Source organism: Paracoccus sp. MBLB3053 (assembly GCF_031822435.1).
Classification (GTDB): Bacteria; Pseudomonadota; Alphaproteobacteria; order Rhodobacterales; family Rhodobacteraceae; genus Paracoccus; species Paracoccus aurantius.
Genome location: NZ_JAVQLW010000001.1, coordinates 1,788,457 through 1,802,500 on the forward strand (window position 1 = coordinate 1,788,457; position 14,044 = coordinate 1,802,500).

Annotated in this window: 9 protein-coding genes (1 of these 9 cut by a window edge); 1 reads left to right on the forward strand and 8 read right to left on the reverse strand. The window is 62.0% G+C overall.

Going from position 1 to position 14,044, the window contains the following annotated elements; all coding sequences use genetic code 11:
- Nucleotides 1-25: 25 nt before the first annotated feature.
- The 7 genes from RGQ15_RS09000 to glgB form a co-directional block, all read right to left on the reverse strand.
- Nucleotides 26-1,180, reverse strand: coding sequence for an ABC transporter substrate-binding protein (locus RGQ15_RS09000; RefSeq protein WP_311159877.1), 1,155 nt, complete (start codon nucleotides 1,178-1,180; stop codon nucleotides 26-28).
- A 119-nt stretch (nucleotides 1,181-1,299) separates the two neighbouring features.
- Nucleotides 1,300-2,202: a LysR family transcriptional regulator gene (locus RGQ15_RS09005; protein WP_311159878.1), complete on the reverse strand. Its 903-nt coding sequence runs from the start codon at nucleotides 2,200-2,202 to the stop codon at nucleotides 1,300-1,302.
- A 150-nt stretch (nucleotides 2,203-2,352) separates the two neighbouring features.
- On the reverse strand, nucleotides 2,353-4,740 hold the full coding sequence (locus RGQ15_RS09010) for a glycogen/starch/alpha-glucan phosphorylase (RefSeq protein WP_311159879.1): 2,388 nt from the start codon (nucleotides 4,738-4,740) through the stop codon (nucleotides 2,353-2,355).
- 202 nt (nucleotides 4,741-4,942) lie between these two features.
- Nucleotides 4,943-7,030: a glycogen debranching protein GlgX gene (gene glgX / locus RGQ15_RS09015; protein ID WP_311161067.1), complete on the reverse strand. Its 2,088-nt coding sequence runs from the start codon at nucleotides 7,028-7,030 to the stop codon at nucleotides 4,943-4,945.
- Between the two features lie 2 nt (nucleotides 7,031-7,032).
- On the reverse strand, nucleotides 7,033-8,463 hold the full coding sequence (glgA, locus tag RGQ15_RS09020) for a glycogen synthase GlgA (RefSeq protein WP_311159880.1): 1,431 nt from the start codon (nucleotides 8,461-8,463) through the stop codon (nucleotides 7,033-7,035).
- Complete coding sequence (glgC, locus tag RGQ15_RS09025; protein ID WP_311159881.1) at nucleotides 8,460-9,719, reverse strand: glucose-1-phosphate adenylyltransferase; 1,260 nt, start codon at nucleotides 9,717-9,719, stop codon at nucleotides 8,460-8,462. The genes glgA and glgC overlap by 4 nt, the downstream gene beginning before the upstream one ends.
- A 21-nt stretch (nucleotides 9,720-9,740) precedes the next feature.
- Complete coding sequence (glgB, locus tag RGQ15_RS09030; RefSeq protein WP_311159882.1) at nucleotides 9,741-11,927, reverse strand: 1,4-alpha-glucan branching protein GlgB; 2,187 nt, start codon at nucleotides 11,925-11,927, stop codon at nucleotides 9,741-9,743.
- Nucleotides 11,928-12,052: 125 nt separating this feature from the next.
- Between glgB and RGQ15_RS09035 the strand changes: the two genes are divergently transcribed.
- Entirely contained in the window at nucleotides 12,053-13,666 is a 1,614-nt protein-coding gene (locus RGQ15_RS09035; protein ID WP_311161068.1) for an alpha-glucosidase family protein, read from the forward strand.
- On the opposite strand, the gene RGQ15_RS09040 is transcribed toward RGQ15_RS09035, so the two are convergent.
- Nucleotides 13,643-14,044, reverse strand: partial view of an FAD/NAD(P)-binding protein gene (locus RGQ15_RS09040; RefSeq protein WP_311159883.1) — the 3' portion only. It continues 1,038 nt past the right edge of the window; only the last 402 of its 1,440 coding nucleotides appear in the window; its start codon lies off the right edge, out of view; its stop codon occupies nucleotides 13,643-13,645. The two genes, RGQ15_RS09035 and RGQ15_RS09040, sit on opposite strands and share 24 nt — an antisense overlap.

The window sequence follows — 14,044 nt, forward strand, 5'->3', positions numbered from 1 at the left end:
GACCAGAGGCCCGGGCAGGAAGGGCTCAGCTGCCCATGACGGCGATGTAATCCGACACCCAACGGTGATAGGGGACGCAGCCGCCTGCCTCGCATTTCGAGGTGGGCGTGCGCCAGAACCAGATCTTGTCGAAATCTTCGTAACCGTTCTGGGCGCATCCTTCGGCGGTCTGCTGACCCGATCCATTGGTGCAGGCAGCGGGCACCGAAGGCACGGCGCCGAACCAGACCGAAAGGTCGGATTGCAGGTTCGAGCTGAGCGAGTGCTCCATCCAGAGATAGGCGCAGTTCGGATGCGCTGCCTCGGTATGCAGCATCAGGGTGTCGGCCCAACCGGTCGCGCCCTCGACCGGAATGGTGCTGCCGACAGGGGCACCGTCGGCCTTGAGCAGGTTGACCTGGAACGGCCAGGTGCCCGAGGCGACGACGCCTTCGTTCTTGAAGTCGTCGATCTGCACCATTGCATCGTGCCAGTATCGCGATACGAGCTGACGCTGAGCGGTCAGCAATTCCAGCGCGGCGGCATATTGGTCTTCGTTCAGCTCATAGGGGTTGGTGATGCCGAGTTCGGGCTTCTTGTGCATGAGATACAGTGCCGCATCGGCGATGTAGATCGGGCCGTCATAGGCCTGCACGCGGCCCTTGTTCGACTTGCCATCGGGCAGCGTCTGTTCGGTGAAGACGATGTCCCATGTGGTCGGTGCCTCCCTGAAGACCTCCGAGCTGAACATCAGCACGTTCGGCCCCCACATGAAGGGCGTGCCGTAATGCGTACCGTCTACCGTGTGCCAGGGCGCGTCCTTCAGACGTTCATCCACCTCCTTCCAACTCGGGATCAGATCGGTATTGATCGGCTGGACCTTTTCGCCCGCGATCAGCCGCAGCGAGGCGTCGCCCGAGGCAGTGACCAGATCGAAGCCACCCTGGTTCATCAGCGAAACCATCTCGTCCGACGTTCCCGCAGTCTTCACCTCGACCTTGCAGCTTGTGTTCTTCTCGAATTCGGACACCCAGTCGAAGGCGGGGTCGGTTTCGCCGCGCTCGATATAACCCGGCCAGGCCACGATCGACAGCGCGCCTTCCGGTTCGCCAAGTTGGGTCAGCATTTCGGCCGATACGGGCAATGCGCCAGCAGCAACCAACGCCAGCCCCGAAGCCAGCGTGCTCAACACGTTCTTCATGATGTTTTCCCTGTTGATCCGAGACCATCGAGCCTCTTGCGACCAGCTTGCGGGCGGACGAGCGAATTCGCAAATTCAATTATCAGAAGGGCGATATCGGATTTTCCGATATTGAGCCCTTATCGCTTCGATCGTTGCGCCTGTGCAGTGCGGATGAACTCGCGCACTGTGGCAGGAAGCGGGGCGCCCTTGCGCCAGACCACGCCAACTTGCACCACGGGCAATGATCCGGATACATCGCGCGAGACGATCGGGTCGCCTTCAAGCGACCAGCGACGATAGATCAGCGAAGGCAGAAGCGCGATCCCGGCACCCGTCGCCACCAGTGATCGAACCGCTTCGACCGAACGGGTGCGAAACGCGATCTTGGGTCTTGTGCCGAATGCTCCCAGCAGCCTCCGGGTGGGTTGCTCGGTTTCGTCCAGGCGCAACATGATGATGGATTCGTCCGCCAGATCCTCGATCGTGACCGAGGGTTGCGCCGCCAGAGGATGGCCATTCGGCAGCCAAAGCTGATAGGGCGATACCTCGAGGATCTCGGCCTGAAGCGCCAATTTGTCCCGCAGGTTCGAGGTGACCATGACGGCGACGTCCAGTTCACCGCCGATCAGGAGGTGCTCCAGATATTCGCCCGAATCCTCGAGCGCGGCGATTTCGACAGCGGGATTGGCGCGACGAAATCGGGCCAGCACGTCCGATATGACATAGCCGGCGACAAGCGAGGTCACCCCGATGCTGAGCCTGCCGGAAAGCTGCGTGGCCTCTTCGACCATCGATTGGCGCGCATCCGAAACGGTGCCGAGAATGGTCTGGGCATGGCGCAGGAATTGATGTCCGCGCGGCGTGATGTCGAGCCCGCGCGGGTGACGGTCAAAAAGCTGGACGCCCAGATCTGCCTCGAGGTCGCGAATGGCCTCGGTCACCGACGATTGCGATATCGCCAGAACCTGGGCGGCACCCGAAACCGAGCCGCTTTCTGCAGCCGCCACGAAATAGCAGAGCTGTCTGAATGTGAAGGCCATTCCCGTGCCCGATTGAATCCCTGGATGTCGCGGGACAACAAGCCAGACCCAGCGCGGCTTGGCCAGAGGAATTGCCGCTGCAGGGCAATGATCCCATCGGGGACGGAACGATGACCCCGGCGCGATTGCACGGCGGGGCCGATCATCCGTTCAGCCGACCTTCCAGATATCCTTCATATAGCCCCGGATGGTGCGGTCCGACGAGAAGAAACCAGAAGAGGCGATGTTCAGCGTCGACATGCGGTCCCAGTCGCGACTGTCCTTATAGGCGGCATCTACCCTACGCTGGCATGCAAAATAATCGTCGAAATCCGAGGCCACAAGGAACGGGTCGTCGTTCCATGTCCGATCGAGCAAGGCATAATAATGCTCGGGCCGTCCGAAACGTCCTTCCGCGATCAATTGCAGGGCAACCTGCATATCCTCGCTTTTCTCGATCGCCAGCCGGGCATGGCCCGGACGAGCCTTTTCCTGCGCGGCTTCCTCGGCCGTCAGCCCGAAAAGGAAGAAGTTCTCAGGCCCAACCAGATCGCGGATCTCGACATTGGCGCCATCGAGCGTGCCGATCGTCAGCGCGCCGTTCATGGTGAACTTCATGTTGCCAGTGCCCGAAGCCTCCTTGCCGGCCGTAGAGATCTGCTCGGACAGATCCGCCGCCGGGATCAGCTTCTCGGCCATCGAGACGTTGTAATTCGGCGGATAGGCGATCTTGAGATATTTCGATGTGACCGGATCGTCATTGATGGTTCGGGCGACATCGTTGATCAGGTGAATGACTGTCTTCGCGATCCAGTAGCCTGGCGCGGCCTTCCCGCCAAAGATCTTCAGCCGCGGAACCCAGTCGCCATTCGGGCTGGCATGAATGCGGTGCCATAGCGCGATGGTTTCCAGAATGTTGAGAAGCTGGCGCTTGTATTCGTGCATGCGCTTGACCTGCACGTCGAACAGCGCGTCCGGGTCGGCCTTGACCCCGAGGTCGGCCAGCAGCCCGTTCGAGAGCGACTCCTTGTTCTGGCGCTTGGCATCGCGCAGTGCCTCGAGAAAGGCCGCATCGGCAGCATGTGCCTTCAGCCCATCGAGCTGGTCCAGATCACCGGTCCAACCTGTGCCGATCGTCTGGTCCAACAGGCGTGCCAGCGGCGGATTGGCAAGCCGCAGCCAGCGTCGGGGCGTCACGCCATTCGTTTCGTTCACGATGCGATCGGGATGAAGCTTGTGAAGGTCGGCAAAGACCGTGCTTCGCACCAGATCCGTATGGAGGGCGGAAACACCGTTCACCTTTCCCGCCATGATGAAGGCAAGCTCACCCATGCGAACTTCGTCATGCTGGACGATCGCGACATGTGCCGGGCGATGGGTCGAGGCGCGGTGGTCGTCGTCGATCATCTGGATGATCTGCAGATGACGCGGCAGAACCTGCCCCATGAGCCAGGTGGACCAGCGCTCCAGCGCCTCGGGCAGAAGCGTGTGGTTGGTGTAGTTCAGCGTGCGGCGCGAAAGATCGAGCGCCTCGGGGAAGCTCAGCCCGTGCTCGTCCATCAACAGGCGGATCAGTTCGGGTCCGGCAATGGCGGGGTGGGTGTCATTGAGCTGGATCGCGACCTTGTCGGGCAGGTGGGCAAGGTTCTCACCATGTTCCGCCACGAAGCGGCGGATGATGTCCTGAAGCGCCGCCGAGGTCAGGAAATATTCCTGCTTCAGCCGCAATTCCTTGCCCTGATCCGTCGTATCGTCGGGGTAGAGAACGCGGGACAGGGTGCGTGCCAGGGCCTCGGGCTCGGCTGCCGCCGCATAATCGCCCGCGTTGAAGCGATGCAGGTCGAAGAGGTTCGTCGGCTGCGCCCCCCATAGCCGCAAGGTATTCGCCCAGTTGCCCTGCCAGCCGATGACCGGAGTATCATAAGCCCGCGCAATGACGCTTTCGCCCGGCAGCCAGGTGCTTTGGCCATCGACGGTTTCGACATGGCCCTTGAAGCCGATCGTGTAGCTGTAATCGATCCGGACGAATTCCCAGGGGTGAGGCTGGTTCAGCCAATCCTCGGGTGCCTCGACCTGCTGGCCGCCTTCGAAGCGCTGGCGGAACAGCCCATGTTCATAGCGGATGCCATAACCGAAGGCCGGGACCCCAAGGCTGGAAAGCGACTCCATGAAACAGGCGGCAAGCCGGCCTAGGCCGCCATTTCCCAGCGCGGCGTCGGGTTCGTCGTCAAGGATCTCATGCTCGTCCAGGCCAAGGGTGGAAAGGGCTTCCTCCATTTGCGGCTCAAGTTCGAGATTGATGATCGCGTCTTCGAGAATGCGCCCGATCAGGAATTCCATCGACAGGTAGTAGACCCGCTTGAGCTTCTGGTCGCGCGAGGCGCGATGCCCCGCCATCCAGGGCGTCACGATCAGGTCGCGGATCGTGTAGCTGACGGCCAGCCGCCAGTCGAAGACTGTCGCGAATTCCGGCCCGCGACCCTGGGTGTGGGTCAGGTGATAAAGGATCTGGTCAGCAAGGCTTTTCGCAGAGGGAAGCTCGGTCAAGTCTGGCCTCATGGCTGATGAACTGAGACACGGGAAAGCTTTGATATGCGGGCAGTTTCCGCGACCTGACAAGGTCCGGGACAGCCTGACGATTCTTGGTGCCAGCTTTCGGCGGTTTTGCATATCTCGCTGGCAGGCATGCAGGACGAAGGGCGCAGGATGGGTTTGGATCTGCCCAGAAAATGGAGCCTTTGCCTGAACGACGGGCCGCTACTCACGCGTTGGCCCCTTCGCCCGTCAGGACAAAGGCCACGACACTGTCTGCGGCAATCGCCTCGGACTCGCCCGCCGGTTCATCGACCGACCCGAAGCGGCTGCTGTCGAGCTTCCGGCGCCAGATGCCGCGCCTTGCTGTATCCGGCAGGCGCACATCAATATCTGGCCCCGCGTTCAGGACAAGAAAGACCGCGCCTGTCAGCGCGGCATAATCGGGCGTGCCGGAGGCCATGCGCATTTCCGCGGCCAGCAGGCGCAGGCCGGGTTCCGACCAGTCCTCGACCTGCATCGGCCCGCCATCCGCCCGGCGCCAGAACAGGTCGGTGATGCCGTCCTGTTCGCGCGGCTGGCTGTGCAGGAAACGCTTTTGCCGCAGGATCGGATGAGCCTTGCGAAAGGCGATGACGCGACGGCAGAAACCCAGAAAGCTGGGGTCCTCGTCCGACCAGTCCACCCAGCCGATTTCATTGTCCTGGCAATAGGCGTTGTTGTTCCCCTGCTGCGAGTTCCCCAGCTCGTCCCCACCAAGGATCATGGGCGTGCCCTGGGACAAAAGCAGCGTCGCCATAAGATTGCGTCGGCGCCGCGCCCGCTTTTGCAGGATCTTCTCATCCTCGGTCGGGCCTTCGACCCCGCAATTGTCGGCAAGATTGTGGTCGTGGCCGTCGCGATTGTCCTCACCATTGGCCTCGTTGTGCTTCTGACTGTAGCTGACCGTGTCCATCAGCGTGAAGCCGTCATGGGCCGAGATGAAATTTACCGAAGATGTCGCCGCCCTGCCATCATGGTCGAACCGCGCGGCTGAACCCGCGACCCGCTTGGCGAGCTTGCCCGTCATTTGCGCATCGCCGCGCCAGAACGCACGGACCTGATCCCGAAAGCGGTCGTTCCATTCCGCGAACGGCGCGGGATAGGCGCCCAGTTGATAGCCGCCCTCGCCGATATCCCAGGGCTCTGCGATCAGCTTCACCCGGTTCAGGACCGGGTCCTGCTGGACTGCGCGAAAGAACGACCCGTCACGATCGAACCTGCCATGCGAACGGCCAAGGACCGAACAAAGGTCGAAGCGGAAGCCGTCGACATGCATCACCTCGACCCAGTAGCGCAGCGAATCCATCACCAGCCGCAGTGCGAAGGGCTTGTCGAGATCGAGGACGTTCCCAGTTCCCGCATCATTGACGTAAAAGCGCGGGTCCTCGGCCAGACGATAATAGGAGGCATTGTCGAGCCCGCGAAACGACAGGGTCGGCCCCAATTCGTTGCCTTCGGCTGTGTGGTTGAAGACAACATCAAGGATGACTTCGATCCCGGCCTGGTGAAAGCGTGACACCATCTGCTGGAATTCGGCGATGTCGCCGTCGCGCATGTAGCGTGGCTCTGGCGCGAAGAATCCATAGGACATGTAGCCCCAGTAGTTCCTGAGCCCCTTGGCAACCAGAAAGGCATCATCGGCAAAGGCGTGGACCGGCAGCAACTCGATGGCCGTGATGCCGAGATTGTTCAGGTGCTCGATGATCGGGTCCGAGGAAAGCGCAAGGAACGTGCCGCGATCGGCAATGTCGCGGCGCCCAGCCGTCAGGCCCTTCACATGCGCTTCGTAAATGATCGTCTCGGTCATGGGATGCCGCAAGGGGTCATCGGCGCCCCATGAATAGCTGGGGTCGATCACGACCGAACGGGGCATGTAGGGCGCGCTGTCGCGGGGATCGAAGCTCAGGTCAGCCTGGGGATCGCCGGCCTTGTAGCCGAAAAGCGCGTCATGCTGGATCGGGCCGCGCGTCAGGCGCTTGGCGTAGGGGTCGATCAGCAGCTTGTTGGGATTGAAGCGATGGCCCTCGGCGGGGCGGTAGGGGCCATGGACGCGATAGCCGTATTTCTGCCCCGGCCTGAGCCCCGAGATATAGCCGTGCCAGACATGGCCATCCCGTTCCGGCAATTCGATACGGGTTTCCTTGCCCTTCGCATCGAAAAGGCACAGCTCGACCCGGTCGGCATGGCGCGAGGAAAGGGCAAAGTTCACTCCGGCACCGTCGAAGGTCGCGCCGAGCGGCGCCGCATGGCCGGCGGTGATCGCGGGACTGCGCATCGTCAACTGGCCACGAGCCTTTCATATAGCTGAGCATAGGCCCTGGCAGACTGGTCCCAGCCGACGGGCTGGGCCATGGCATTGCGCTGCATCTTCGCCCAGATGCCCTGGTCAGCGTGAAGCCTGCAAAGTGTCGTCAGCGCATTTCGCAATGCCTCGGCGGTCACCGGTGAGAATTGCAGCCCCGTCGCCACGCCACGCGCCAAGGCGGCGGGAGACGCGTTGATGACCGTATCGGCCAGCCCTCCGGTCAGCCCGACCAGTGGCAGCGTGCCGTAGCGCAGCCCATATAGCTGGGTCAGACCGCAGGGTTCGAAGCGCGAGGGTACAAGGATCGCGTCTCCGCCTGCCATCATGCGATGCGACAGACCTTCGTCATACCCGATCCGGACCCCGACATTTGCCTCGCGTTCGGCCATCGCGGCGAATGACAGTTCAAGCTCGCGTTCCCCCGAACCCAGAAGCGCGAGCTGGCCACCATGTTCCAGCAAGGCGGGCAGGGCCTCCAGCACGAGGTCCAGACCCTTCTGGTGTGTCATGCGCGATACAATGATGCAAAGTGGTCCGCTGGCTTCGGGCAGGCCGAATTCGGCGCGCAACGGGGCCTTGTTCGCGAGCTTGCCCCTTGGGGTCTGGTAGGGCTTGATCAGGGGATCGGTGGCCGGGTTCCAGATCTCGCTGTCGATGCCATTCAAGATCCCGGTGAGATTTTCGCGGCGGCTGCGCATCACCCCGTCAAAGCCGATCCCGAACTCCGGTGTCATGAGTTCCTCGGCGTATCGCGGGGATACCGTCGTCAGGATATCCGCGCCGACCAGCCCGGCCTTGAGCGCCGAAACCGCGCCCCAGTATTCGTATCCCCCTGAATGAAACCGAGACGGATCAAGGCGCAAGGCGCCGATCCGCTCGGGACCGACGAGGCCGTGAAAGGCGATGTTGTGGATGGTCAGCAGGCTGCGCACGTCATGTTCACCCATCTGGCCGAGATATTCGGTCATGAAGCCGGCTTGCCAATCATGGCCGTGGAGTATCTGCGGCCGCCAACCGTCCGCGCCATTGGCCGCGACATGGGCCGCGATCCAGGAAAGTGCGGCGAAGCGTTCGGGATTGTCGGGCCAGTCACCACCGGCGGGGCCGATATAGGGCCCGCCGGGCCGATCGTAGAGATGGGGCGCATCGATCGTGAGGATCTCCAGACCGGCCGCCATCCCGAAGATCAGGCGCGCCGGTCCGCCGAAGAGATTATCAAAACCGCCGACCACTTCGGTTCTGTCCCCAAGCGCCGCCATGACGGCAGGATAGCCGGGCAGCAGGGTCCGCATCTGGATCCCTTCCGATGCCAGCGCACGGGGCAGGGCGCCCGTGACATCCGCGAGCCCGCCAGTCTTGACCAGCGGTGCGCATTCCGATGTGACGGAGAGGACGGAGATCAAAGCTCAGCCGCCCGCTTGTCCAACATCGTCTGGGTGATCAGCGTGACACCCCGCGGGCTGACGCGGAACCATTTGGCGTCTTCCAGCGGGTCTTCGCCCACGACCAGCCCCTCGGGGATGACCACGCCGCGATCGATCACCACCTTGCGCAGCCGCGCCGAGCGGTGGACCGTGACATAGGGCAGCACCACTGCATGATCGAGCACCGCGTAGCTGTTCGTATGAACCTCGGTGAACAGCAGCGAATTGCGGATCTCGGTTCCCGAAACGATGCATCCGCCCGAAACCATGGACGAGATCGCGACGCCGCGGCGATCCGTTTCGTCATGAATGAACTTTGCCGGGGGAACGCTGATCGCGTTCGTCCAGACCGGCCAATCCCTGTCCCAGAGGTTCAGCCCCGGCGTGAAGTCCGTAAGCGCGATATTGGCCTGCCAGAAAGCATCGATCGTCCCGACATCCTTCCAGTAGGCCGGAGCGCCGGGATCGCGCACGCAGGACACATCGAAGCGATGCGCCATCGCCTTGCCCCGCGCAACGATGTCGGGGATCAGGTCATTTCCGAAATCATGGCTGGATTCGGGATCTGCGGCATCCTTTTCAAGCAGGTCGCGCAGGAAGGCCCAGTTGAAGACATAGATCCCCATTGATGCCAGCGAATTTTCGGAATCCCCCGGCACTGTCGGTGGGTCCTTCGGCTTTTCGAGGAATGAGGTTATTCGCCCGGTTTCGTCTACCCCCATGACACCGAAGGCGCTGGCCTCGGCCTTGGGAACGGTCAGGCAGCCGATTGTCACGTCTGCGCCGCTTTGGACATGTTCGCGCAGCATGATCTCGTAATCCATCTTGTAGATGTGATCGCCCGCGAGGATGATGATGTAATCGACGTCATAGCTGTCCACGATATCGATGTTCTGGGTCACGGCATCGGCTGTGCCTCGATACCAGTGTTCATCCGACATGCGCTGCGAGGCAGGCAGGATGTCGAGGAATTCGTTACGCTCCGGCCGAAAGAAGCTCCAGCCGCGCTGGCAGTGCCGGATCAGGCTGTGCGCCTTGTACTGCGTTGCGATGGCAATCTTGCGGATTCCGGAATTGACGGCATTGGAAAGCGCAAAGTCGATGATCCGTGTCTTGCCCCCGAAATAGACGGCAGGTTTCACGCGTCGGTCGGTCAGTTCGAAAAGTCTGCTGCCCCGTCCCCCTGCAAGGACGAAGGCCATCGCCCTGCGCGTCAGTCGTGCGTTTTCAACCATCGCTTCCTCCTCCCATCATCGTCATTCGCTGGCCGTGAGGATCACGACCGAGAGCGGCGGCAGGGTCAGTTCGGCCGAGGCGGGTTGGCCGTCATGCGGCTTTGCCTCGGCGATGACCTGACCCAGATTTCCCTGTCCGCTGCCGCCATAGATCGTCGCGTCGGTGTTGATCGCCTCGTCCCATGATCCGGACTGAGGCAGGCCGATCCGGAAGCCATGCCTTGGAACAGGTGTCAGATTGCAGATGGCAACGACCGGCGCGTCTGCGTCCTTGCCCCGCCGCAGATAGGCCAGGATCGATTGGTCGGCATCGCTGCGCAGCCACAGGAAGCCAGCGGGCTCGGCGTCCCGCACATGCAATGCCGGCATCTTGCGGTAGAGCAGGTTCAGATCGCGGACCAGCCTGCGCAAGCCTTCATGCAGCGGCTTTGCGGCCGCCTGCCAGTTCAGTTCGCCATTGTGGTTCCATTCCTCGGGCTGGCCGAATTCGCAGCCCATGAACAGGAGCTTCTTGCCGGGATGGGTCCACATGAAACTGTAGAAGGCACGCAGGTTCGCGAATTGCTGCCATTCGTCACCGGGCATCTTGCGCAGCATGCTGCCCTTGCCGTGGACCACCTCGTCATGGCTGATCGGCAGGATGAAATTCTCGCTGAAGGCATACATCAGCCCGAAGGTCATCTGTTCGTGGTGATATTTGCGGTGGATGGGCTCCTTGGACATGTAGCCCAACGTGTCGTTCATCCAGCCCATGTTCCATTTGTAGCCAAAGCCCAGCCCCCCTGTGTCGACCGGGGCAGACACCTTGGGAAACGAGGTGCTTTCTTCGGCCACCGTGATGATGCCCGGAACCTCGCCATAGGCGGCGATGTTCATTTTCTGCAGGAAGTCGATCGCCTCGTAATTCTCGCGCCCGCCATCCTTGTTCGGAATCCATTGGCCGGGCTTGCGCGAATAATCGCGGTAAAGCATGGACGCCACGGCATCCACGCGCAGCCCGTCTATATGGTATTCCCGAAGCCAGTAGATCGCATTCGCGATCAGGTAGTTTTCGACTTCCAGCCGACCGTAATTGTAGATCAGCGTGTTCCAGTCCTGATGGAAGCCTTCGCGCGGATCGGCATGTTCGTAAAGCGCGGTTCCGTCGAAGCGCGCCAGCCCGTGCGCGTCGGTCGGGAAATGGCCGGGCACCCAGTCGAGGATCACGCCCAGACCTGCGCGATGGGCGGCGTCGATCAGGTCGCGGAATTCGTGCGGCGGTCCGAAGCGGATCGTCGGCGCATAGAGCCCGACCGGCTGGTAGCCCCATGAGCCGTCAAACGGGAATTCGGTGATCGGCAGAAGCTCCAGATGGGTAAAGCCCATTTCCTTTGCGTAATCGACAAGCTCATGGGAAAGCTCCTTGTAGGACAGCGGGCGTGCCCCATCCTGCCAGCGTCGCTTCCAGCTTCCCAGATGCACCTCGTAGATCGAGATCGGGGCCGAACGATCCTGCAGGGCGGGTCGCTTCGCCATCCAGTCCTGATCGTGCCAGCCATATCCCTGGATATCCCGGACCATGCTGGCCTTTTCCGGCGGGTGCTGGCTGCCGAAGCCCAACGGGTCGGACCTGAGCGTCACATCCCCCTTGGCGTCGAGGATCTCATACTTGTAAAGCGCGCCTTCGCTGATCCGCGGCAGGAAGATTTCCCATACTCCGCTGGCCCCCAGCTTTCGCATCGGATGTCGACGGCCATCCCATGCGTTGAAATCGCCGACGACCGAGACGCGTCTGGCATTCGGGGCCCAGACTGCGAAATGTGTCCCGTCTATGCCCTCATGCGTGGTGATATGTGCCCCGAGCGCCTGCCAAAGCCGACGATGCGTGCCTTCCCCGATGAGGTGCAGATCAATCTCGCCCAGAACCGGACCAAAACGATAGGGGTCTTCGAATTCCCATGACGTGCCATTGGAGGCTTCGGCAAAGAGGCGATACGGACCTTCGGGGATCGGGCCGAAGAACACGTCCTGTAACAGGCGGGGCAGGGGGATCTGTCCATCGTCCGTGACGACATGAAGCGCGGACAAACCTGGCAGAAAGACGGTCAACCAGCGCTTGCCGTCGATTTCATGCGGTCCGAGCTTGCCGAAAGCGTCATCACAGCGTCCCTCGCACAACTGAGCAAGGTCGCGTTCGCTTGGATATGGGGGTGATTTCAGCTTTGCCATCGAAATCACTGTAGCAAGGCCAAAGATTCGGGCAACGCGCCTGTGCATGCAGAGAAGACGATTTGCGGATTGAAAATGCCATGATTGAGTGGCCGCATGTGGTTTCGGTGAAAAAGAGGGCAGAGATGGCGGAATGGTGGCGTGACGCGGTAATCTATCAGATCTACCCCCGCAGCTTTCAGGACAGTGACGGCGACGGCATCGGGGACCTGCCCGGGATCACCCGCCGGCTGGACCATGTCGCGGCACTTGGCGCGGATGCGATCTGGCTTTCGCCCATCTTCACCTCGCCCATGAAGGACATGGGCTATGACGTCTCGAACTATACCGATATCGACCCGCTTTTCGGCACGCTGGCGGATTTCGACGCGCTGGTGGCACGGGCACATGAACTGGGCATCAAGGTCATCATCGACAAGGTGATCAGCCATTCCAGCGACAAGCACCCCTGGTTCGCGGAAAGCCGTCGCGACAGGACGAACCCGCGGGCAGACTGGTATGTCTGGGCGGATCCCAAGCCGGACGGAACGCCACCGAACAACTGGCCCTCGGTCTTTGGTGGCCCGGCCTGGGAATGGGAACCGCGCCGGCGCCAATACTACATGCACAACTTTCTGATCGAGCAGCCCGACCTGAACGTCTGGAATCCCGAAGTGCAGGTCGCATTGCTTGACGCGATGCGTTTCTGGCTGGAACGGGGCGTCGACGGCTTCCGGCTGGATACGGTGAACTACTATTTCCACGACCGTGATCTGCGCGACAATCCGCCCAACCCAAAGCATACCGGGCCCGACACGTTCGGGTTCCAGCTTCACATCCATTCCAAGAACCGGCCCGAGAATATCGCATTCCTGCGTCGCCTGCGTGCCCTGACCGATGAATACGATGCCCGGATGATGGTGGGGGAGGTCGGCGATGGCGGACAGGCCGCCATCGACATCATGGCCGAATACACCATGGGCGAGGATCGCCTGCACATGTGCTATTCGTTCGAGATGCTCAGCCCCGACTTCACCCCGGCCCATTTTCGACGCGCGATCGAAGGGGTGCGGCTTGGCGCGCCCGACGGGCATTCCTGCTGGAGTTTTTCGAACCACGACGTGGTGCGGCATGTGACCCGCTGGGCCGCTCACGCGCTGGACCCGGACGTTCTGGCGCGGCAGGCCATCGCCATGCTCTGCTCGTTTCCGGGTGCGATCTGCCTCTATCAGGGGGAAGAATTAGGGCAGACGGAAGCCGAGCTCGTCTATGAGGAACTGACTGATCCGCCCGCCCTGCGCTTCTGGCCAGAGATCAAGGGCCGTGACGGTTGCCGCACGCCGATGGTCTGGGAAGCGACCGCGCTGAATGGCGGATTTTCTCAGGGCAAGCCCTGGTTGCCGATCAAGTCTGCCCAGGCGGCGCGGGCGGTGGATCTGCAAGCCGCCCAGGCGGACAGCGTGCTTTCTGCCTATCAGAAGACCATTGCCTTCCGGAAATCCCAACCGGCGCTGCGCTGGGGCGATATCGCGTTTCTCGATCTGCCCGAACCGCTCCTGGCATTCACGCGCGAGCACGGCGGTGAAAGGCTGACCTGTGTTTTCAATCTCTCTGGCAACCCTGCCAGCCTGAAGCTGGCTTCCGATGCGGCGCTCTGCGGGCCTTCAGTCGCCACGCTGAAGGCGCATCGGCTGGATCTGCCCGCGAACGGGTTTGCCTGGATCTCCGGTGAAGGGTCAATCCTGCGCGCTGGTCGCTGAGCGTCGTGGCACGGGGGCAAGCTCGGCCGCGATCCGCGCGGCCACGCCTTCCGCATGGGCTGTCACCTCGGGAATGCCCATGAGTTCGCCGATATGCCCACGTGCAAGCGGCCCCGCGACATGGAGGCGGGGGGTGGGCCGCGCATCCGCACCGACGGCCAGGCTGTGATCGGTTACCTCGAGCCCCAGCCCCAGCGGATCGGCGCGGATCAGGCCTTCGCGCGACATTGCGCTGAGCAGCGCCGAGGAACCGACGATTCCGCCATGCGCCGGGCCTGTGGTCAGGATAACGGCGTCGAAGGTCTCGGTCGTGGTTTCGCCTCCGCGCGCATGCCATGTCACGACAAGGCCTTTTTCGGACGTCTCCGCCCGGATGAG